Annotated in this window: 12 protein-coding genes; 6 read left to right on the top strand and 6 right to left on the bottom strand. The window is 55.6% G+C overall.

Features of this window, described 5'->3' with window-relative positions:
* Positions 1–523 precede the first annotated feature (523 nt).
* Entirely contained in the window at positions 524–1,450 is a 927-nt protein-coding gene (locus tag OSO_RS51685) for a hypothetical protein (protein ID WP_010582329.1), read from the top strand.
* A 471-nt stretch (positions 1,451–1,921) separates the two neighbouring features.
* Here the strand turns inward: OSO_RS51685 and OSO_RS47440 are convergent, their stop codons facing one another.
* Entirely contained in the window at positions 1,922–2,422 is a 501-nt protein-coding gene (locus OSO_RS47440; RefSeq protein WP_010582327.1) for a hypothetical protein, read from the bottom strand.
* 258 nt (positions 2,423–2,680) lie between these two features.
* Positions 2,681–3,700, bottom strand: coding sequence for a DUF1559 domain-containing protein (locus OSO_RS0104575; protein ID WP_010582326.1), 1,020 nt, complete (start codon positions 3,698–3,700; stop codon positions 2,681–2,683).
* Positions 3,701–4,348: 648 nt separating this feature from the next.
* On the opposite strand from OSO_RS0104575, the gene OSO_RS0104565 reads away from it, so the two are divergent.
* From OSO_RS0104565 to OSO_RS0104545, 3 genes are all read left to right on the top strand, one after another.
* Positions 4,349–4,738, top strand: a complete 390-nt coding sequence (locus OSO_RS0104565) for a BlaI/MecI/CopY family transcriptional regulator (RefSeq protein WP_010582324.1) — start codon at positions 4,349–4,351, stop codon at positions 4,736–4,738.
* The gene (locus tag OSO_RS0104560; protein WP_010582323.1) at positions 4,738–9,282 is read left to right on the top strand and encodes a M56 family metallopeptidase; all 4,545 of its coding nucleotides are present in this window, start codon (positions 4,738–4,740) and stop codon (positions 9,280–9,282) included. The genes OSO_RS0104565 and OSO_RS0104560 overlap by 1 nt, the downstream gene beginning before the upstream one ends.
* 607 nt (positions 9,283–9,889) lie before the next feature.
* Positions 9,890–11,206, top strand: coding sequence for a hypothetical protein (locus OSO_RS0104545; protein ID WP_010582322.1), 1,317 nt, complete (start codon positions 9,890–9,892; stop codon positions 11,204–11,206).
* Positions 11,207–11,280: 74 nt separating this feature from the next.
* Here the strand turns inward: OSO_RS0104545 and OSO_RS0104540 are convergent, their stop codons facing one another.
* Positions 11,281–12,561, bottom strand: coding sequence for a hypothetical protein (locus OSO_RS0104540; RefSeq protein WP_010582321.1), 1,281 nt, complete (start codon positions 12,559–12,561; stop codon positions 11,281–11,283).
* Positions 12,562–12,594: 33 nt separating this feature from the next.
* Positions 12,595–14,238, bottom strand: coding sequence for a hypothetical protein (locus tag OSO_RS0104535; RefSeq protein ID WP_010582320.1), 1,644 nt, complete (start codon positions 14,236–14,238; stop codon positions 12,595–12,597).
* Positions 14,239–14,754: 516 nt separating this feature from the next.
* On the opposite strand from OSO_RS0104535, the gene OSO_RS0104530 reads away from it, so the two are divergent.
* The gene (locus OSO_RS0104530; protein ID WP_010582319.1) at positions 14,755–16,116 is read left to right on the top strand and encodes a DUF1501 domain-containing protein; all 1,362 of its coding nucleotides are present in this window, start codon (positions 14,755–14,757) and stop codon (positions 16,114–16,116) included.
* A gap of 223 nt (positions 16,117–16,339) precedes the next feature.
* On the opposite strand, the gene OSO_RS0104525 is transcribed toward OSO_RS0104530, so the two are convergent.
* The gene (locus OSO_RS0104525) at positions 16,340–17,791 is read right to left on the bottom strand and encodes a DUF1501 domain-containing protein (RefSeq protein WP_010582318.1); all 1,452 of its coding nucleotides are present in this window, start codon (positions 17,789–17,791) and stop codon (positions 16,340–16,342) included.
* Between the two features lie 44 nt (positions 17,792–17,835).
* Complete coding sequence (locus tag OSO_RS42105; RefSeq protein WP_050985999.1) at positions 17,836–20,496, bottom strand: PSD1 and planctomycete cytochrome C domain-containing protein; 2,661 nt, start codon at positions 20,494–20,496, stop codon at positions 17,836–17,838.
* 233 nt (positions 20,497–20,729) lie between these two features.
* On the opposite strand from OSO_RS42105, the gene OSO_RS0104515 reads away from it, so the two are divergent.
* The gene (locus tag OSO_RS0104515; protein WP_010582316.1) at positions 20,730–22,808 is read left to right on the top strand and encodes a hypothetical protein; all 2,079 of its coding nucleotides are present in this window, start codon (positions 20,730–20,732) and stop codon (positions 22,806–22,808) included.
* The last annotated feature ends 96 nt before the right edge of the window (positions 22,809–22,904 follow it).

Raw genomic sequence — 22,904 nt, 5'->3', positions numbered from 1 at the left:
GCAATTGGCTAACCTTTTGCAAAAGCTTTGCATACCGACTCGCCCCCGTCTACCCTCAGACCGACCGCTTTTTCCCAAGTGAAAGCCACTCGATCGCCTTGTTCGCCGTTTTGACTCATTGGCGGGTTGCAGACGGCCCCGCATCTCAGAAAATCTGATTCGACAGTCCGCGTTAAATTTTGTGACGGCACGCGTACGTGCCAGATGTGCCGTTCGCAACGCCATTAATGGATTGATCGCCTGCGGCGAAGAGCTTCATGGCAGTTCCGAATGTCGTCGATGGAACAATGATCCTCTAAAAGCGGGGGGACAATTTGCGTTGCCAGGCTGCACCCGCACAGGATGAACGCAATTGGAAAAAATCACCTCCGCCACAAGATTTGATTGTCCTTGTCCTGGCGAACATTTTACAATTTTGCGTTGATGTACGCAGTTAATTTGAATCCTGACCAAGTCGAACGGACCTGAAATCAAAGGTCTCATTGATCGATTTGGTCGGCCCCGCGTCCGAAAGGAAATACTGATGGCTCGTCGTCCAATCGCGCTGCTCGTTCTTACTGGGCTGACGTCTTTGGCGCTGATTGTTGCCGGGATCGTCCCCACGGAAGTGGCGGCCGCCAACAAATCCGCCAAAAAGCCGAGCAAGGCGACGAAAAAGCCAATCCGCAATCCGAAATTCGACCCCACCGCGGACAAAGTCGACTTGTTTGATGCCGTCGATTCCGAGCAAGTCGGGGTCAGGCTTGTTCCGAACGACGCCATGGGCGGAACGGTGTTGATCGAGAACAAGACCGACAAGCCGCTGACCGTGAAAGTTCCTGAAGCGGTCGTTGGTGTCGCCGTAAACTCCCAGTTCGGTGGTGGTGGTATGGGCGGCGGTGGAATGGGTGGTGGTGGTATGGGCGGTGGCGGCATGGGAGGCGGCGGTGGCGGCCAGCAGGCCATGGGTGGCGGGATGGGTGGAGGAATGATGGGCGGCGGCGGGATGGGTGGTGGAATGATGGGCGGCGGTGGGGGCGGGATGTTCTCGGTTCCACCGGAAAGTGTGGTTGCTGTCCCGTTCAAATCGGTCTGTCTCGAACACGGCAAGACAGAACCCAATTCACGCAGCAAGTACACTGTGATTCCCGTCGCAAAATTCAATTCCGATCCGGCCCTGTATCAATTGCTGTCGACGGTCGGTGCGGGCAAAGTTGACCCGCAGGCGGCACAGGCGGCCGCATGGCACTTGTCCAGCAAGATGTCGTTTGAAGACTTGGCCAACAAGATGAACGAGCCGCTGGGCGGATTTGAAGCGTCGCCTTATTTCTCGCGCGAACAACTGATGGGTGCCCAGCAGCTTGTCGCGGAAGCCAATGGCCGCGCCGTCGAAGAAGCCGACGCCAAAAGTGAATCTGCGGACGATAAGCCTGCCGAAGAACCTCGTTCGAGCCGCGTCACACGCAAGTAGACGCCCGGCACGTTTCCGAATACAGGCGAGAAACTGTAAACGGGTTGACCATCTCTTAGGGTCAACCCGTTTTGCATTGACGGTCCTTGGTGGCCGTAAATATTGATTCAGCGATGCAATCGAGCCCGAGCAACGATCGAGCACTGCTTTTCAGACGGACCTTGACCGCTTCCTACGGTCAATGACTCGAATGCGTCCAGTCGTTTGCGTATTAGGGGAGTCGCGTTGTAATTGCCGAAAACAGGTTGCGCCACGTGGGGCTTGGCAATCCTGCCACCCCTTGCCGATGAAAATGAGGCCGTCTCCGGTGCCCATTCGTGATCGGCTACGTTGGTCATGCCCTCGACGGACTCGGCGAACGTCGTGACATTGAGCTGGCGAAACGAAAATGGAGTCGACAATTCGTTACGAACGGCCGACTCCATTTCGTTATTTCCGTCGTTGAAACGTTTCACTTGGCAATCGCCGATTTCAACGTTCCTTGGTCAGACGCAACTTCGGCTTGGCGTTCGCGGCTTCCTCCGCGTTGACTTCCAATTCGAAGGTCGGAAGCGTGATTGGCTTGTCTGCAACGGTGATATCGAAGGGAGTCTTCTTGGGGTCGTTGTACTTGTCCTTCAGCTTGTCAGGACCAACCCAGCCGGCCCCTCCCAAACGCGAGAACGTCAGCCATTCAATCGTGATCTTATAATCGCCAGGGGGAGCACCATCATCTCCCAGATAGGTTCCAATGGCAAAGTGTCCTTTGTCGTCGCACTGTGCCCGAGGGCGTAGCTCAATGCCGCTGGTCGAATGAAGTGTCACCCAGAGATCCTTGCCTGGCTGGCCGTTGACCGTGACATTTCCTGTGACTTTGGTGGTCTTATTGGCGTTGGGAACCAGGCGTTTCAGCCGTTGTTCGTTGCTTTCGCCCCCACATCCCGAAATCGAAACGATACATAGAAATAAGAGCGGTCCGGTAATGCGATGCATTTGATACCTCAACATCGACAAGTCTAATAAGGGAAGATGGCAGGACGTAGCGATACTACGTCCGCGGCGATTCCCGGAATGCAGATGAATATGCGTCCGATATCGTCAATCCAAAGTGCGGCTGATATAACCGCGCTCAAGCCAGAGTCGCGAGCGCGCAACTCTGGCTTGGAACTTCGAGATCAATTCACCGACGGTCGTTGCGAATGAATGAACGCAACACTGGACGGCTGCTGATACTTGGACGGCCGCAGAGATTTAGTACTCGCCGGTGATTTGTCCACCCTGGTACGTGCCCAGATTGACGATCGTGACCTGGCTGGTGTTTTCCGACAAGCTGCGGACCGAACCATCGGCCAACAGAATGTTCACACCTCCCGGATGGAAGCTGTACATGCCTTCGCCACTGCGGTTGGTGCAGTTGATCAAGCAAGGGCCATCTTGTGTTGCGCCATCAATGGTCGAACCGGTGAGCCAGTTTTCGGCATTGTTGTAGTCGGCCCAGGCACCGCCGACGGTATTGTTCGTCTTGAACAACTTGCCACGTCGGTATTCGTCATTTCGACCGGCCAATTCGAACAACAGCAGTGTATTGGTTGTTCCGTCCGTCACGTCGCCGATGCGAACCTTCATATTGTCGTTGCTCAGAATCCCCTGTTGACGACCCTGTGGTGAAACAGGACGAACGATCGTCGGATAAACGGCATTGGGATGACCGGCGATGACGCCACCGAATGGGCCGTAGTCAATTGCACCGGAGGTCCAGGTGATGGGGAATCCGAGGTCGCTGAAAGTCTGTGTCACCTTGTTGTTTGAACGTGGTGTACTGGGGCAGATGTAAGCGGTGACGACATTGCTGACCGGCGTCTTATTGTCGGCCGTGAAATTCGGCAAACCAAGTGGTCCATAGTTGACTGGCGACCAGTAGGGTGCCGTGAAATTGATTTGATTGTAGATCGCACCCTGATCAAGGTACGGCAGAATGAATTCGGTGTAGCAATGCAGGTTCAGGTCGGTTGTCCCTGTTCCGCCAAGCAACGTACCGGGCACGTAAACATACGCAGGTGGGAACGTGTCGTACGTGCTGAGGTAGTTGTGCATCGCCAAGCCAATTTGCTTCAAATTGTTGCGGCACTGTGTACGACGAGCAGCCTCGCGTGCTTGCTGCACGGCGGGCAACAACAAAGCAATCAAGACCGCGATGATCGCGATCACGACCAGCAGCTCGATCAGGGTGAACCCCGATGTCTTGCGACGAGCAGACAACTTTTGAACCATGACATTGCCTCTTCTGAAAATAGAAAAACCAAAACGACGATGCGAAGCCTGACTAGGCTAGAAACGAAACGAGATTGAAGGATTCGACAAATTCAAAGTGGACAAGCGCTGAGATTGGCTGTCGATAAGAGATGACAATCAAGAGTGTGTGTAGACACTCATACAGGAGTGTACCGATCGATTTGTGTCCCGCAAGCAGTGATTACTAAGACAAAAACTCTTTTGTTTTCAGGTGCACGACACAAGACGCGATGGGCATTTTTCGAATGCTCGATTGTGGTGCGAAAGCGAACGAAAAGTGCGCAAATGATCGCGACATGCGTCTCGTTTTCTCTGGTTCGTGTGGATTTGGAACTCAGTCCACGGACGCGTCAACGCCATGTTCGCCGCCATCATGATGACTGATGTGGATAACCACGAGGATCTGCCAAGGCTACGGTCATTACGGAAATGACATAGGTCGAGCTCGCGTTCGTTGTCTTTTGAACGACGGGGCGAGTCTTCAATAATGTGCTATTGAATTAGCATGTGCTACGTGGTTAGCATGTGTTGCTGCGAAAGGCGGCGTTCGCGTTAGGGCCAAACGTTCCGCGTGTACGCTTCAAATGATTTCGATGGGCGAGAGCTTGTGGCAAAGGAAATGTCCAGATGACGGGACCGTCTCCATTGGAACTGGGAAAGCGTGAGCGGCAGCTCGTCGAGGCGGTCTATCGCCTGGGAGAGGCCAGTGTGGCTCAGGTGCTCGCGGAACTGACCGACCCGCCGAGTTACTCGTCGGTGCGCGCGATGCTGTCGATCCTGGTCGAAAAGAAGATTCTGCGACAACGGCACGAGGGAAAGCGGTATCTCTATCGCCCCGCGACTTCCCGAGAAACGGCACGCCGTTCGGCATTTCATCAACTGCTGCGCACGTTTTTTAGCGGGGAGCCGACTGCCGCACTTGCGACACTTCTCGATTTGTCTGCAGGACAACTCACCACGGATGATCTTGATCGTATGAAACAACTGATCGAAAAAACTCGGCAGGAGAATGGTTGATGTCAACGATCCTGGGATTCCTTGGCGATTTGCTCCCCTTTCTGCTCGTGATGCTCGCCGTTTCATCGACCTGTATTTGGTTGGCAACGTGCATCGCGGTCGTTCTGGGACGACGAGGTTCGGCGGCGATTCGACACCGGCTGTGGGGACTGTCGATGGTGGCGGTGCTTGTGGCGCCGATCTTGATTTCCACACTTCCGACTCCGCGGTGGACAACGTGGAATCTCCCGTCGATCCCTGCTGGATCCCCGTCCTCGATTCTGAATCGCATTGTTCCAAATGAAGCCCCAGATGCCGAACAATCCGAGCGTAGCGAACGTCGGAGCGCAGTTGATTCGGTTGGGCCGAACGCCGCATCAAGAATTCTCGTCGATGATGGACACGACGTTTCGATGCAAAGCGATGCTGCCAACCCGCCTCGATTGGACAAAGTCGGAACGAGTATCACCACGAAGCCGGAGAGGGAACGGGCCCAAGCGTCCTCCGTTTCGATCACGAACAGAGGCGCGTGGCAGATCCTCTCGCGACGTGCGTTACTGACCGTTGCCTGCTGGATATGGCTGGCGGGTGCGGCCGTGAGCGGCATTTTACTTGCCGTCTCACTCCGGCACGTGTCCCGCTGGCTGCGAAATGCGATTCCTCTTGAGGTGGGGCGAGAGGTCGACCTGTGCTGTGAGCTTTGTCGACATCTGTCGATCGCCTCTCCGATTCAAATGGTGATCTCACCGGAAACACTCGTTCCATTCGTGACGGGGCTTCGGCGGCCGGTGCTGGTGCTTCCTACGGGATCCGGACAGTGGACAACTGAACGATTGAAAGTCGTCATCGCTCATGAATTGATGCATGTTCGACGAGGCGATGTGTTATGGCAGCTCATCGGCCGTGTCTGCCTCATTCCCACCTGGTTCCATCCCCTCGGCTGGTACGCGATGTCGCGATTGCGGATTGAATGCGAGCACGCCTGCGACGATGCGGTTCTGCTGAGCGGTGAATTGCCATGCGACTATGCGAGCCATCTCGTCGAGATCGCAGCTGGCCTTCGCCGAAGTGCACAGCTATTGCCAACCCATGTGGTGGCCATGGCCAAGCACAGCCTGGTCGAAGCCCGAGTCCGATCCATTCTTGATTCACAAAGGCGACGCCACCCCGTAAGTCACCCTCGCGCCTGGTGCTTCGCACTGGGGATGTTCGCAGCGATCGTCCTCATCGTCACGATCCTGCCAGGTCGGAGCGAATCGAAGCCGCCCAACTCGGATCATTCGCAGGTCGTCGCGCAGAATACGCTTCCCCCGCTACCTCCAATGGCGATCGGTGGCGGCAAGCCGCAGGCGGAGGGCCGTCCAAGCCGGATCGATGAGGCGTTGGATGAACCGATCTCACGGGAGTTTCCGGAAGGTGTGTCATTCACCGAAATCCTGACGTCTTTGGTCGAGGGTTATCAGATTCCGATACGATTCGACGAAATGTCATTCATGCGGAGTCGAATCGAGTGGAGCCACCTGCCCGGATATGTGGGGAAGGGCGTCAAGCTGCGTGATTTGCTGAACGAGATCCTCACGCCGCTTCTTCCCGTCGACGATGGGGCGCTCGATCTGCATGACTCTCACGGAGTCCTGGTCGTCGCGTCGAAAAGAGCGCAAAACAGTCCGGATATCCCCCGAGAATCCGTTGTCTTGACGACGATTACCGGATCGGTTCATGACCAGAATGGTCACCCCATCAGCAAGGCTCGAATTGAGATCCGAAGCGGTTACCAGAGCACTTTTATGCTTTCTGACGGTGAAGGATGTTTTCGCGTTCGAACGGAATTCAACGCGCCCTATGGATTAAGTATCCTCGCAACAGATCCAGCCACCCAGCACCAGGTCAGTTGGCGATTCGCGCCAAGTTGGAATCCACCGGCGAAAACAGTTCCCGTGGCCGAACTGGTTGTGAAGCCGCTCAAAAAGGTGATCGTTGAGGTTGTTGATGAAGCCGATTCACCCGTTGTGGGGGCCACCGTTGGAGCGTCATTTGATTCCCGTAGCAGCGCGCTCGTCGCTCACAGCGATGCCGAAGGAAAGGTCGAATTCTCGCTGACGGAAGGGAAGCTCGTCGGCCATATCTTTGCCGCGGCACGCGGAAAGGGGGTTGACTATATTTCCTACCTTGACACTCGTGCCTATTCTGAACCGGATCGCAAACAACCAGAACAGCCTGAAGGGCACGTCCGACTAAAACTTACCGGAGCCCGTACGATCACCCTAAATGTCCGCGACGAAGACGGACAACCTGTGTCGGGCGTGCAGTTTTACCCTTGGCTGCTGCGAAAGCCAGGAGACCCTTTGGCCGAACTCAATTTGTCGATGTTCCAAAATTTCGGCCGCGAGACGACGAATCAGGAGGGCGTCGCCGTGTTCGATTGGATGCCAAACGAGACAACGGGGAAAGGATTAACGCAGTTCTGGCATGATTCACGAAAACATATCCGTCGGCGCGTGATTCATGATCCCAAGAAGTCCCCGGACGGCAAGCTGGACGTCATCCTGCAGAAGCCCGTCATGATTACCGGCAAAGTGACGAGTGAAGACGGGCAACCCGTCATCGGTGCCACGATTTCCGCCACGGGGGCCGACTATTTCCATGATCAGTGCCGCGTCTCCGCGAAATCTGGTCCTGACGGATCGTACACACTCAGTGTCTTTCCTCACCAGATTTATCTCCTCGTCGCAACAACGGCCGACCAGACACTCAAGGGGGCACGCGACGGCATATTGGTTTATCCCGGCAAGCCACTGACCGAAATGAATCTTGAACTGAAACCTTCGACACGTGTGTTCGGCCGTGTCACGATCGGCCCCAATGCTCAACCCGTCAAAGGCCAACAGATCCAGTTTTACCAGTACGGGAAGGACCTGCATCAATTCCAAGACGCAGCGTTCCCCAATCCGGACAACGAAAATACCTGGGTTTGCCCGATGACGGTTCATGCGACGACGACAGATGCGGATGGCCAGTACGAGATGCAGTTGAGCACCGGACAATTTGATATTCGTGGCCCTGAACAGCACAAGGTCGCAAAGTTCGAAATCAAAGACCGGACGCCGCACGAATTTAACTTTCACTCCGAACGGCCTGACAAAGGTTCCTACCGGGGACGAGTCGTCACGGGTGAATCAGAGACACCCGTCGAGAACGCGACGGTCGAAATTGTTGCTCATTCCGAATTTGGCCGATCGATTGGTGCGACGACAGACAGCGATGGTCGCTTTCATCTGACCCGCGGGCTATTTCGTTCTGCATTCTACGCACGCAACAAAGATCGAAGTCTGGCGGGACTGATCGAAATCGGACCCGATGATATGGAGGGGACGATCAAAATCTCACCCACGGCAACGTATTCCGCCCGTATTCTCGATCATCAAGGTCAGCCATTACCCGTTGGGAGCAAAATTCAATATGGCGTTCATGTTCACATGGGAGAGAAAAACGCACCATTTATGACGTCCTATGGTGGGCATGGCATCACGCGGGAGGACGGGCGAGTGACATTTTCCGGAATGGTTGTTGGGGCCAAGTACCACCTATCGCTCGAAGCGGAAAACGGTCGATCCTGGCAGGGAATCACCGAAATCATCCCCAAATCGTCAGAGCCCAAAGATCTGGGCGACTTACTACTAAAACCGCCCGTGGAACCCTACAAGCCGCCGACTCTGGAGCAACGAATTGAGACGGCATTTCAAAAACCGCAATCGGGCACCGAACGATATCACAGTGCTCTTGTCGACGCGAAACTGTCGCATCAACACATATTGGTCGTCTTTGCCGATCCCAATCGCCCGGCAACTAAATCGTTGTACGTGGCCTACTATGACGATAACGAGGTCCGGAAGTTGACACACGAGTTTCGGGCAATCGCGGTCCCATTGACTGACGAGAAACTCGAGGCAGCACAAGAACTGGCGACAAATCTCGATCTCAAACTTCCCGTAGACGGTTCACCCCTACTTTTGATTGCCAACGATCAAGGAGAAGTCCTGGGAACCGCTCGAGGCGATGAGCTGTCTACAGGCGATCCCGCCGTCGTAGACTCTGCCAAGCTTCACGCTTTTCTACAGCGCCACGTCCCGTCGAAGGTGGATGCGAAACAGCTGCTGACCGACGCGCTCGAACAGGCCCAGCGCGAGAATAAACGGGTGATTGTGCAGCAGACGGCGACCTGGTGTGGTCCGTGCTGGTCGCTGTCCCGCTTTCTCAACAAGCACCGCTCAATTTGGGAGAAAGACTACATCTGGATCAAGATGGATGAGCGATGGCAGGACGTCGCGCTAGTCATGAAGCCGATTCGAAAGAGCGCGGAGGGGGGCATTCCCTGGACTGCCATCCTCGATGCCGATGGCAACGTGCTGGTCAACTCGAACCAAGCCGACGGTCAAAACATGGGGTTCCCTAGCGCATCCGAACCGGAAGGAATTGAACACTTCCTGATGATGCTGAAATCCACGGCGCAGCGAATGAATGACGAAGACTTGGAAACACTCAAAGTGGATCTGAGTAAGAAGTAAACGTCGTCATTGCATTCGCACGCGATTGATCGCCGATTTTGTTCCAGATGAACAATTCACGCCTCCACCTCCACGTTGGATGGAAGTGATCGTCGATAGTCCGGGGACTGCCTCATTTCCCGCGGCACACGGAAGGAATGCTCAAGTCGAAGCACTGGGGACTTCCATGGATCGGGAAAATGTGCCTGGCCCTCTCACTCTGGGCTGTGAACGGCAATCTCAATTGGCAGATCGTACAGAGCGAATCTCGCATTGAACGTTCTGCACTGCTTTTGATCAGAACCCGTTGATCCCGGCGCCGTCCTTGAATCCACTCGTGTCAGCCAGCATTCTCGCCAAGGCTTCTGCAAACATCATCCGCGTTACGTCTTTTTCGTAATTCTGAAACGCGATGCATCGGCAGCATAAGTCTTTATTGCAGTGTTTGTTGCGTGTTGCGCGACGCTGTTTTTGTGTAATAAGCGATCAAAAACATAAAAAGACTTGTTGTCTTTTACACGATAGAAGCGTTACTGTCTTTAGTTGCGTCTGATGTGGCGGCCCTCTTTCCGCGTCACCGTGCCGATGACATTCTTCCTAGGCGCTCTTTTAAGAAAAGTCATACTCAATGCCAAAGCAAATCTGGTTGGCGAAGCTCTGTCGACAGCTGGCTCCCTGCGATTCGCGCGTGGCACGTCGCCGCGTCGCGGCACCGCAATCGGCGATGATCGAGTTGCTCGAATCACGTCAGTTGCTGTCCGCGGCGCCGATGCTCACCGCGGTCAGCCCAACAGCCACCTTCGTGAGTCCAGGTCCAGCTCAGGCGATCTCGCCCAATATTGTGGTGACTCAACCCGACGGCCTGAAGATCCAGAGTGCGACTGTGACGTTTAGCGGGTGGCAACCCGAGGATCGACTCGCGTTCTTCAATAGCCAGTCGCTACAGCACTCGTTCACTCAAGATTTCTCGACAAACACGGCCACTTTAACAATTATGGGTGCCGCGACTGCTGCGGCCTATCAAACGTTACTGAGGTCAGTGACCTACCAAGACGTTGCAGGAAACCCGAATACGGCTCCTGCTCGGATTGCAACAATTGGTGTGAATGATGGCTCACAAAATGTCACAGCAGCGACAAGCATCGGAGTCGTTCGCTATCTGACTGGAGCGACGCCAGTCGTGGGCTTCATTCAGGGGGCGGGCCCGGTCGCACTCGCCCCCAATCTCGTTGTCACAGCACCCGTCGGCGTCAACGTTCAGAACGCGACGGTGACCTTTACAAACTGGCAGGGCGAAGACCGTCTCGCCTTCAACAACAGCGTTGGATTACAGCATTCCTTTGTACAGAACCTCGCCGCACGAACAGCAACGCTGACAATGACAGGAGCGGCTTCAGGAACCGCCTATCAAACGCTTCTAAGATCAGTGACATACCAAGACGTTGCTGGGAATCCGATTACGACGACTCGTGGTGTCAAAATCAGCCTGAACGACGGAAAGACAACAGTGTCTGTGGCAGAAAATGTGACTGTCACGAAGGCTATGCAGCCTCCATTGGTTCAGATCAATGACTCGGCGTCACTCAGTGTTCGAGCGAATGCGGCACCGCTCGATATCTTCAGTCAGGCCTTGATTACTGATCCCGATAGCATGAACCTTTCGTCACTGACGGTCAAGATTTCAGCCGGTTACTATGCCACCCACGACATCCTGACGTTCAAAACTCAATTTGGAATTTCTGGATCTTTCAATTCGACAACGGGAATTCTCACTTTGACGGGCGAGAGTTACGTCGGTCATTATCGAGAAGCGTTGAGATCCGTCACGTTCCGCACAATTGGAACGGGTGTAAGCATCGCACCACGAACATTGACCGTGGTGGCGACGGATACCTCGAATCGATCGAGCATCCCCGTTTCTCTGGATCTATCGGTATCCAACTAGAATTCAAAGTGCGAGGATTGTTCAAGCACGAAGCGGACCAGCGTGAGCCCACTTCGATGCGATGATTCGCTTCGTTACGGGTTCACTGACGCTTGCGGTCGCGTTGGCTCGGGATGGTCGGCCTGCCACTTCATCCAAAAATCGGCAGGATGAGTCTGCCGCCAGAGTGCCAGGGCGTTACCGACATGACTGAAGAAGGTGTAACGATCAGCGATGTCCTGGTCGGATTGTGCGGCCGTCGTTTTGATGACCCAATCCGCTGCCTTCAAAATCAAATCCCGAGGTGGATGTAGTTCCGTCGGTGCAATTGCAAGCCATTCCAGGTGATGGCCGGTTGCAATGACCTTCTTGAAGAGTGGATCATCCACGGGATTCAGCAGAGCGTCCGCTCCTTCTGACCAGTTTGTTGGCCAATGCCCGTCTTCGAACTGACTGACGGTGATCAGGTCACGTACGCTGCGGAGATGGTTCATTCCCTGTTCGCGCATGTCGTCGGACAAAATATCAAAGTCGTCGTCAAGCCGGATCAGGACCATCAGCGAATAGAGTCGATGCGTTCCCGCACAGACGCCGAACCGCTTGTGTCCTCGCATCAAGCGTTCGGCGAGCATGTCGAACGAGACGGTTCTGCCCGTTCGCGTCATCCATTCCCGCTGTGGTGCAATCCAGAACCCGAATGCCATCGCAGACCATTCCACTTCCGTTTCGTCCAGGCGAAAATCGCGAAGTGCTTCTTGCAAAACATCGGCAACCTGCTTGCGTGCATGAGGTGTGAACACCGGCTCATGCAATGAAACGCCTGCTTCGGTCAGACAGGCCAGCCAGTGATCGTGATGAACGGACGTCCCTTCCTCTTTACCCCAGCGAACGGAGACGCCATCGGTGGTCTCTTCAAGCAATGATGGCGCGGTCTTTCGTTTCCAGCCGCTCCATGCGGCCAACCATTTGCCGTGATCAACAAGGTAATCCTTGAGCGCCTCGCCCGACATCATCTGTGGATCTTCAAAGCGAGCCCGAATCCACCAGGTGCGCAGTGCATGCTCGACATAGTTCGGTTTCAAACCAGGAACCGGGCGTGTCGGGTCCTCTTTTGACCAGAATCGCGGCTGGATTTTCGCGAGGACCGCCGCCAGTTCTTCATCACTCACAACTTCAGGATCGTCGTAAAGAGGCTCGATCACCAGTGGTATCGTTCGCGGAATCACGACTGGAGGTACAGAGGACGAGCGGGTGAGTTCACTTTGAATCCGGTGCCGGGTTTCGACGGCACCACCTGCGTACGAAGCTACCAGTGCAACAGCGACCACCGCCTGCACGGACCAGATTGTCAGCGTGGAAATCTGTCGGACTTTCATGATCGACCTTTAGTTGAAGAGGCGATGGACCAATCAGTGTGCGTCGGGCTGAGATGCCATACCCGCATCGGCGGGCGCAGTCGGCTCTGCCGGAAGGATTGCGACACTGGAACGAATCGGCTTTTTCCGTCGGAAGATTACTTGGCCATCCTGCTCTTCAGGTGGAAACTGCCATCGCTCGTCTTCTTTCAGCTTCTTGACCAGCGGTTCACGATTCTCGAGATCGACGACGACGGTGTTAATGCCGTAGCGATCGAGCGTTTCTTCCCATCCGCTTCTGAGTTCGATGACCTGCATATAGGCCAGCCACACATCGCGCGGCACCAGATGAGCGTGCGAGTTCACGAACAATTGCATCGAACGAGGGCCCGCCCATTGCAGGTAGTCGCCCCATTCATAGGTATTGAAGACCAACCCTTCAGGGGGGCGTTTGGTCAAGACTTCGGCGGCAAACCGCGGCGTAAACTTTGACAAGCTGCGGCTGGGATCAATGTGCTTTCCGTGGATGATCGCCACCCCAAAGGGGCTGATCATAAAAAAAATCCAAACCAGCCCGAGCGACACGAATGACCATTTGCCTGCCGTCGGTGGGGCAGGGGGCACTAAGGGGGCATGTTGCCAGGCTCGCCAAGTGGCGAAGGCATGTTGTGCCAGCAAGAGCGCGGCAACCGGCGCCCACCAGACCATCATTCGGTTGCTCCACAACGTCGCGACGCCGAGAACAATCAGCGCCAGTGGTTCCCACAGGCGAACTCGACGAGGTGACAGTCGGTACACGAGCGTCAATAAGAGGGCGACGACCGCGAACATCTGCCCCTGGCCGTCACGTAGCGTCAATGGATGCCATTCGGTCAGGTCCTGCAAATTTTCGTTGCCGGAAAATCGAAACGTTTCGACGTACAGTTCCAACGTGTAAGGATTCACCAGGACGGCGACTGCCGCCAATTCGGTCAGCAGGAACAACCGCTGAACTCGAGCATCCTTGAGTGCGGTCCTGATCGATCCGGTGTGACGGAGCACGTCGGCAGCACGGCCGACGCAGAACATGAGCATCAGTCCCAATCCGACGATAAACGAGGCATGCAGGTTTGCCCACAGTGCAAAGACCACTGGAATCACGAGCCAGTCGGAACGATTTAGGGTACGTCCCGCCAGTCGCGTCAGCAAAAAGACAAAGCAACACAATCCGGCCAATTGCGGTCTTAGCACCGTGAGCGGGATCGAAGCCACGAATAGAAATGTTCCGACGGACATCAATGAGAACCAGCCGTTTCGCGTTTGTCGATACGACCGCCACGCCAGCAATCCAGCGCATCCGGTGATCGCTAATGCGTACAATCCTTGAAGCCCGGCCAAATGGAGGCGTTGAGAGCTGACCGCTGCGTAACCAATCAATTGGCTCAACCAGGCCGTATCGACAAAGGGCATTCCCTTGGCGAGCGGCAAAAGCGGTTCCGTCGCGGGAATTGATCCGGTTTCCCAGATGTATCGCCCGTAGCTGAGGTGCCCCCAGACATCCGTATGCCAAATGGGCCGCGAGCAACAGACGGCATAGACGAGGCCCAGAACGAGCGTCATCCCTGCCAGGACACGTGGCGCCCGCAGGTGTTCGGGCACCTTGTCCGTTAAGACAGCGGGATCGGGACCGTGGTCCACCGATTCAAGAGGCGTTTCCATCCGCGGTTCTTCAAGAACGCTACTCATACAACCACCACAAGGTATTGGGGATCAAGACATGAAGTCAAATCGAGTCCAATTCTGACGATCAATAACCCCAATTCCGCTTCAACGATTCTGGGGCATGTCGGGGCAACCAAAAAATCGGGACTCACCGCGCGGACATGCGCATCCGCCGAGACCTCTCATAAAGATTAGGCTTCAGTTCTCTAAGCGAAGCCGTCGTTTGCCAGATTTCGATTGTTGTCAAATGGCAACGGGCAAGATTTAACGGATGTAGCGGATGTTTCGTCTTCGTCGAACCGCGACATCCTGGATTCGCTGACCGCCATCTTCATTCCGCCGCGTCGTCTTCGTTTAACCGTGTTTAACCGTGCCTCGCGGAGATACGTGCTCTTCCCCCCACTTTCTCGCTCACCCCATCCCAAACAATCCAATTGGACTGGCGTCTCTCGCCAAAGTACGACACAATTCAATATCCGTTGATGCGACGAACGCACTGTAGGGGCATCGCCGATGACGTTAAATTGTCAGGGACCGCGACCACGCCGTGAATTTCTGAAAGTCGGTGCACTGGCGCTCGGAAATCTGTCACTCAGTCAAGTCCTGACCGCGCGGGCCGCAGCCGGAAAATCGTTTCCCGATACGTCGGTCATTATGCTCTATTTGCATGGCGGACCATCTCAGTTGGAGACATACGATCTGAAACCTGCGGCACCCACGACGTATCGCAGCATGTTCAATCCTATTTCGACAAATGTCGCGGGAATGGACATTTGCGAACTCTTTCCTCGTCAGGCCCAGATCGCCGACAAGTTCTCGCTGGTTCGATCGCTGCACCATGACATTGGGATTCACAGTGACGGCGGCATCATTGTCCTCACGGGAAAGCGACCACGGCGACTCGACCCGACTTCTCAGTCCAAAAGCGATCACCCGGACTTTGGGAGCGTGGCCAGCCGTGTCAGGGGAATGGGCGCGAATTCAATGCCCCCCTATGTGGCGATTCCGCAGAAATTGTATATGACACAGCCAGCGTACCTGGGCGTGAATCATGGACCATTTGAGGTCGGAGACCCGTCGCCTCTGACGTACACGCCACCTGCGTTGAAACTGAGCGCGAAACTGGTGGGACAGGGGCTCGACGACCGAAAGCAGTTGCTGGGAGAGCTCGACCGGCTTCGGGGAAACCTGGATCTCGCGGGCAGCCTGGACGGAACCGGACAGTTTCGCGATCTGGCGTTTCAGATGCTGACGAGCCCGCGACTGGCCGAAGCATTTGATTTGCAGCGTGAAGATCCATCGCTGCGAGACCGCTACGGTCGGAATCTGTGGGGCCAAGGATGTCTTTTGGCTCGTCGCATGGCTGAGGCGGGGACCGCGGTCGTGACGCTCTATATCGACACTCCCAAGAGCGGGCCCGACTTTACCAACTGGGACGACCACAATGGCAACGCCGGTCGCCAGGGTCACTTTGCCGGTTACATGCGCACGCGGTTACCCTATCTTGACGATGCGCTGGCGACATTGATCGAGGACATCTTCGCACGTGGGCTCGACCGAAAGATCATGGTTGTCGTGGTCGGCGAGTTTGGACGCACACCGCGCATTGCAACGAACAGTACGGGAGCTGGCCGCGATCACTGGCCCGATGCTTATACAGCGCTGTTTTCCGGAGGTGGATTACGGATGGGGCAAGTGGTCGGCGCAACGAACTCCAAAGCCGAATTCCCGATCGCAAGTCCTTACACGCCCTACGACATGCTCGCCACGATCTATCGACATTTGGGAATCGACACCCAGTTCTCATTCCTGGATTTCTCGGGACGCCCTGTTCCTATTCTCGGACAGGGCCAACCGATCCGCGAATTGATCTGATGAATTCAACTGTGCGTCCACGCGACCGCTATTGATGCCACGCTTTGGATCGCTTCATGGGTGCATTCGGGGCGCAAAACACGCCGTGAGCTGTTACCTCTCTGAGAGGCCTTCGTATTTTCTTGGACAGTGACTCTGATTACACTGTCATTGCACGTGGCATGAACCAAAGAATTATGGTTGGTGGACCGAGCCCTGTTTGCCGCAAAGAAACGAAGTCAGGTTACATGAGCAGTTCGCGAATGACGCGGGCTTTGTAGACGTCGGTCAGACGCTCATCTCGACTATTGTGTGGGAACGTCAGCGACTCGTGGTCGAGTCCCAGCAGGTGCAAAATCGTCGCGTGCAAGTCGGCCGTCTGAGTTCGGTTTGCAATGGCACGGTAACCGAAGTCGTCGGTCGCTCCGTACGCTTGTCCGCCGCGAATGCCCCCGCCCGCCAGCCAGACACTAAATCCATAGGGATGATGATCGCGCCCCTCGATCCCTTCGGTCTTGTTCCCATCTCGTTGTTCAGCACCGGGCGTCCGGCCGAATTCGCCGCCCCATTGAACCAGTGTGGAATCAAGCAATCCTCGCTGTTTCAGATCCGTCAGCAGGCCGGCAATCGGCAGATCGGTTTGCTGACAACAACTCCGAATTCCAGACACGTTGTGCGAATGCGTGTCCCATGGCTGGCCTGCCATGAAAAGTTGAACGAACCGAACGCCTCGTTCGATCAACCGTCGTGCCATCAGACAGCGTTTGCCGTACGAGCGTGTGACTTCCTGATCCAATCCATACAGACGCTGCGTCGCTTCGGTCTCCTGATTGATGTCCAAAGCATCCGTCGCCGTCAGTTGCATTTTCGCGGCCAGTTCGAAGCTCGCGATCCGCGCATCCAGATCGAGTTCCCCTGGTCGGGCCGTACGATGCTGCTGGTTGAGCGTTCGAAGCAAGTCCAATCGTCCCTGATCAACGTCCGCACTGCGTGCGGTCTTTGGTTGAAGATGCAGGACCGGCATCCCATCAGATCGGATCGCGGTCCCTTGGTAGACCGGTGGCAACCAGCCACTTGACCAGTTTCGGGTGCCATCAACGGGAAGGCCTTTAGGATCGGGAAGCGCAACATAGGCGGGCAGATTCTGATTCTCGGTACCTAAACCATATCCAGCCCAAGCACCGATATTAGGTCGCCCTGAAACAATCAGGCCGGTATGCGCCATCCAGATTGCCTGTTCATGATTTCGATGCTCTGTAAACATCGATCGAACCACAGCAATGTCGTCGGCATGACGAGCAATTCCAGGCAACACTTCCGAGAATTCAAGACCGCTTTCGCCATGCTTGGAGAATTTGAACGTACTTCCCAGCAACGTGGTCGTTCGATTCTCGTCGTCGGCCACTTCGGCGGGCGGCGCCTGTCCGTGAAAGCGTGACAATTCCGGTTTGGGGTCGAGAAGATCGACCTGACTCGGCCCGCCGTGCATGAACAGCTGAATCACAGCTCGCGCCCGTGGTTCGTGGCGTGGCGCCTTGAGCCGCAAGTCATGCGGAGCCGAACCGCTGGCGATGGCGGTACTCGACGAATCACGTAGCATCGACGCGAGGACCATTCCCCCGAATCCTCCACCCAATTGCGTCAAGGCTTCGCGTCGTGACGAAAGCCAACCTTCGTATTCGGCAGATTGTGTCATCTGTTACTCCTCGCTCGTTGCACCGGGCGCGTTCGTTGGGCGAATCAGTCCACATGCACAAATTCATTGGATGCCATCACCATGTGGCACAAATCGATAAACGCCTTGCGTCGGGCCTGATCCAGCGGCTCACCCGACGAAACATGTCGCATTTGCTGAGACTTCACGAACTCTTCAAACAATCTTAGTTCAACACTGGTGGCGTCGCGTGACCACGCCACGAGGGCGACATAATTGAGAGGCGCTTCGACGGATTCGCGTAAAGCTCGATCCGAAAAGGCTTGAGCATACATCTGACATGCGTCACTGTTCAGCAGCGTGAGTGCCTGCGTCGAAACCGTCGAACGCGAACGCCTCGTGCAATTGGTCTCCATTACAGGCTGGTCGTGAGCATGTAACAGAGTCAACGGGTTGCCGCGCAGCACCTGCACATAGATCGATCGACGATACTCATTGTTCCCGTCAGCGATCGTGACATCTCCGTCGGGACGACGGGCCACCGGAATCGCGCGGCCGTACACCTGTCGATCGAGCAGCCCCGAGACGCACAGCATCGCGTCTCGCAACGGCTCGGCATCAAGTCGCCTCATACGCTGCCGCCACATCAGTCGATTGTCAGGATCGGCGGCCAGGGCGTTCGCATGGTGCACGTCGTCGACAATGGACCGCTGGCAATAGGTTTTGGAGGTCATCATCAACCGATGAAGCCGTTTCATACTCCAGCCTGAATCGACAAACTCGCGCGCCAGCCAATCAAGGAGTTGTGGATGACTGGGAGTCGCACCGAGTGTTCCAAAGTCTTCCGGGGTCGCCACGATGCCTTCGCCAAAATGGTGCAGCCAGACTCGGTTGACCAGAACTCGCGACGTCAACGGGTGGTCGGGTTGCGTTAGCCAATTCGCAAAAGCCAACCGACGGCCGCTGGTCTTCGCTTCGGGCGCGGGAGCGGTCCACTGGAAAGAAACCGGCGTGGTCAGCGCTTTTAACACGCCGGGTTCAACGACGGGACCAGGAGTGAGTGCATCGCCGCGTCGTAGCAGATGCGTTACGACCGGGCCCGGTAAATCGTAAAGCGCACGCACTTCGTCAAAATGCATCCGCCGTCGTTCCTGCTGTGCGATCCCTTCATTTCGTGCGGCGGCGGCCGCCTTGTAATCCGGATATGCCTCCGGCAGCAGTTGATCGAGCGATTTGTCATCCGGTTGCAGCGTCACCTGAAGCTTTTCGACGAAATACTTGTCGACGTCCGTTCGCTGGTCGGCTGGCTTCCCGAATGCCGACTTAACGTCAGCGCGTAGCACCTCGGGCAACTCGTTCAATCGCCTGTCGAAGTGCTGTTGCTTGAACTCTGTCCGCAGATCGGACAACTCTTTCTTCAACCTCGCAATCTCGGCATCGAGTTTTCCGTTGTGCTCGTCGGCAGTACGTTTCTGTGCGGCCGAGGCAATCAACAGCTTGCGGTCCATTTGTGCAATCCACTCACGGGGACGAAGCGCTCCCATGAATATTGACTGCAACTGGTAGTATTCCGACTGCGCAATCGGGTCGAACTTGTGGCTATGACACCGGGCACATTGCAGCGTCACGCCCATTGTCGATGAGGCCACAATCTGAAGCGTGTCATTGATCGTTGGATAATAGTATTGAGCATCGGCGTTTTTGATCGTCGAGAAATCAGGACGGCTGGAGTCGGCCGCACATCGCAGGTACCCCGTCGCGGTGATCGCTTCGATCACTTCGTCGGGAAGGACCTCGTACTTTTCATAGGCCGACCAGTAATCGACCAGTTCGTCGCCGGCGATCTGTTCTCGTAGAAACTGGTCGTAGGGTTTGTCGCGATTGAACGCGCGAATGACGTAGTCGCGATATCGGAAGGCGGTGGGCAGAGGGCGATCTTCCGAAAGGACTCCTGCCGAGTCCGCGTATCCAGCGAGATCCAGCCAATGACGGCCCCAGCGTTCGCCGTAGTGCGGGGATTCCAGCAAACGGTCGATCCAACGTTCATAGGCGAATTCGTCAGGATCAGACATGAACTCGCGGACGTCCTCGGGAGATGGCGGCAGGCCAATCAAGTCATACGACGCGCGTCGCAGCAGGACGGCGCGTGAAGCCCGTGAGGACAACGTCAGCCCCTTGGCTTGCAGCGAATGGATAATGAACGCATCGATCGGATTCTCATCCGCGTCGATTGCCGCGCGACTTGGAACCGGGGGTTTGACGGGCGGCCGAAACGACCAATGTTCGTGAGAGTCATTGTCGAGCGATTCGTTCAACGGATCGGAATCACTCGTATCCGGGGCGGACGACAACGCGCCTTCGTTGATCCAGGCCCGAATGATTCCTTTTTCGTCCGCGCTGAGCGGCGGTCCCCCTTTGGGCATCTCGTTGGAGGTCAGCTTTTCCCAGATCAAACTCGATTCCGCGGCGGCAATCCGAATCGCCGGTCCTGCCGATCCGCCGCGCAGCAGATCGCTGCGTGTCGTTAGACGCAACCCTCCCGATGGCTCGGCGCCGGCGTGGCACTTGATGCATCTCGTTTTCAGGATCGGCAGGATCTGTTCTTCAAAGACGAGCTTCGGCTTTTCGGCTGGTGGATCAGCGTGAAGGGAATTCGGTGCATAGCTGACAAGCCCAAGAAGAATGACGCATATCCCGCGTCGGCAAATTCGTTGCTTCAACGATCGTTCGGGCCTCTGCCGTGCCATCGATTGCCCCACTGATGCGAGTCGTCATGAAGTCCTGTATCACGCCGTGTTGATGTCACACAAGAGTAACATGCACGATCGTTGATGTGAGCGCTATTACGGAGCTTCTTTGAGGTTTTTTAAACAACATTTCTTGTTCGTTGATCGACGTAGCATGATTCGGTTATGACACTTCGGAAATCGAATGATGCAAAGTACGACAAGTTCCTATCGACTACATAGCGGAGTAACGAATGACTGCGCGGCTCGCCCGATTCTGCTGGATTTTGTTCTGCTTCGTCGGGATTCCAATACTTGCAGACGAAGTTGCTGGGCAACCATCTGATCCACTGGAGACGGTGATGACGGATGGTTTTGCGAAACTTCCAGCAGGACCACTGTCCAGGGTCTTGTGGGCGCGGGCTGAATATCACTTTCTTCCAGACTGTGCACCGAAGGGGCCTTGGACGATCACGTCTTACAGTTCCAGCATTGGATCGCAGCGTGCCTGGAAAGTGGTCGAAGAAAATGGCCGACGTGCGTTACTGCAGACGTACTCGCCCGAATCCGACAAGCACACTCATCCGATGTTGTGTGCGGGTGACTCCCTTTGGAAGGACTATGTCGTCTCTGTCCGATTCACGCCGCTAAAGGGTGACGCGCGCCGAGGTGTGATATTCCGCTATCAGAATGATCGTTGCTACTACTTTTTTGGGATTGAGGGTCGACAGGCCGTGCTGAAGATGGTCAAGCATGAGACGGCATTTCGTACTCCGTTCGAACAAACACTTGCCCGCCAGGAAGTGACCTCGCCATCTGATCTGGAGATTGCGGCGCAGGTGACCGTTAAGGGGAGCCGTATCCGGATTGAATTGAACGGATCACTCCTATTCGAGTGCGACGACTCGACGTACCCCACAGGCAAGATCGGATTGACGGCCGACGGCCCCACCCGTTTCCAAAGCGTGGATGTCCGCATGACCTCCTCGGACAAGCGAGACCTCGAGCAGAAAGTTCAGCAGCGCGAGGCTGAAGAAGCGGCGTTGCAAGCCAAGAACCCTGCGCCCAAGTTCTGGAAAAAGATTGAGTTCAAAGACTTCGGCGTGGGGCGCAACTTGCGGTTTGGCGACCTCGACAATGACGGACAAATGGATCTCCTTGTGGCCCAGATGCAGCATCACGGTCCGAAAGATCAATACAGCGAAGTCAGTTGCCTGACTGCCATGACGTTCGATGGGAAGATCCTGTGGCAGATTGGGGAACCCGATCCCTGGAAGGACCACCTGACGAATGACGTGGCACTGCAGATTCACGATCTCGATGGAGATGGTCAGACGGAAGTGATCTATTGCAAGAATCAGGAGCTGATCGTGGCCGATGGAGCCACCGGAAAGACGCGTCAGAAAGTGCCGACACCACTGGTGATCTCAGGGAACAAGAAGCCGAAATTCCCGCGGATCTTGGGAGATTCGTTGTTCTTCGCCGATCTCCGCGGAACGGGTCGCGCCGACCACCTGATCTTGAAAGATCGTTATACGAACTTCTGGGCGATCACTCCCAAACTGGAAACACTTTGGCATGCATCCTGTCAGACGGGCCATTACCCGTACGCGAAAGATCTTGACGGCGATGGAACGGACGAGCTTTTCGTCGGCTATTCCTTGTTTGATGCCAAAGGGACAAAAATCTGGTCGCTCGACTCCAGCATCAAAGACCACGCCGATGCGGTTGCCGTTGTCGAGATGAATCCCGATGCACCGACTGAACCTAAAGTGCTCTGCGGCGCCAGCGACGAAGGGTTCTACATTGCCGATCTCAAGGGAAACATTCTACGCCGTCATCGCGTCGGGCATGTCCAGAACGTCACTGTGGCGAACCTGCGAGATGACTTGCCGGGTCTCGAAATTGTCACGATGAATTACTGGGGTAACCAGGGAATTACGAATCTTTATGATTCAACGGGTGACATGTATCACGAGTTCGAACCGTGCAATCACGGTAGTCCGATTCTACCCCTCAACTGGACGGGAAATTCGGAAGAGTTCTACGTTGTGTCGGCGAATCCAGAACTCGGCGGCGCGTTCGATGGTCGCGGTCGTCGCGTGCTGAAGTTTCCGGCCGACGGCCATCCCGACATGTGTTATATGACGCTCGACGTCACCGGCGACGCACGCGATGAATTGATCGTATGGGATCCCTTTGAGCTCTGGGTCTATACCCAGGACGGCGAACCCAGGACCGAGCGTACGTATCGCCCCAGGCGGAATGCCCTGCACAATATTTCCAACTACGGTGCCATGGTCTCGTTACCGTTCTGGTCGGATCAACCATAGCAGTCTAAACGGCGATGCACTCCGATCCACGTGGCTTTGACACGCGATGTCGCAGAATCGGCATCAAGGTTGCGCCGCGATGTTGAATTCGAAAGC

The organism is Schlesneria paludicola DSM 18645 (genome assembly GCF_000255655.1).
Taxonomy (GTDB): Bacteria; Planctomycetota; Planctomycetia; order Planctomycetales; family Planctomycetaceae; genus Schlesneria; species Schlesneria paludicola.
Note: the sequence above shows the minus strand (reverse complement) of the source record. Positions and strands in the feature narration are given on the sequence as shown.

Excerpts from the sequence above, each read along its gene's own strand:
- OSO_RS0104565 (WP_010582324.1), top strand. The coding sequence starts at position 4,349 with ATGACGGGACCGTCTCCATTGGAACTGGGAAAGCGTGAGCGGCAGCTC.
- OSO_RS0104545 (WP_010582322.1), top strand. The coding sequence starts at position 9,890 with ATGCCAAAGCAAATCTGGTTGGCGAAGCTCTGTCGACAGCTGGCTCCC.
- OSO_RS0104525 (WP_010582318.1), bottom strand. The coding sequence starts at position 17,791 with ATGACACAATCTGCCGAATACGAAGGTTGGCTTTCGTCACGACGCGAA.
- OSO_RS51685 (WP_010582329.1), top strand. The coding sequence starts at position 524 with ATGGCTCGTCGTCCAATCGCGCTGCTCGTTCTTACTGGGCTGACGTCT.
- OSO_RS0104535 (WP_010582320.1), bottom strand. The coding sequence starts at position 14,238 with ATGGAAACGCCTCTTGAATCGGTGGACCACGGTCCCGATCCCGCTGTC.
- OSO_RS42105 (WP_050985999.1), bottom strand. The coding sequence starts at position 20,496 with ATGGCACGGCAGAGGCCCGAACGATCGTTGAAGCAACGAATTTGCCGA.
- OSO_RS0104530 (WP_010582319.1), top strand. The coding sequence starts at position 14,755 with ATGACGTTAAATTGTCAGGGACCGCGACCACGCCGTGAATTTCTGAAA.
- OSO_RS0104575 (WP_010582326.1), bottom strand. The coding sequence starts at position 3,700 with ATGGTTCAAAAGTTGTCTGCTCGTCGCAAGACATCGGGGTTCACCCTG.
- OSO_RS0104540 (WP_010582321.1), bottom strand. The coding sequence starts at position 12,561 with ATGAAAGTCCGACAGATTTCCACGCTGACAATCTGGTCCGTGCAGGCG.
- OSO_RS47440 (WP_010582327.1), bottom strand. The coding sequence starts at position 2,422 with ATGCATCGCATTACCGGACCGCTCTTATTTCTATGTATCGTTTCGATT.
- OSO_RS0104515 (WP_010582316.1), top strand. The coding sequence starts at position 20,730 with ATGACTGCGCGGCTCGCCCGATTCTGCTGGATTTTGTTCTGCTTCGTC.
- OSO_RS0104560 (WP_010582323.1), top strand. The coding sequence starts at position 4,738 with ATGTCAACGATCCTGGGATTCCTTGGCGATTTGCTCCCCTTTCTGCTC.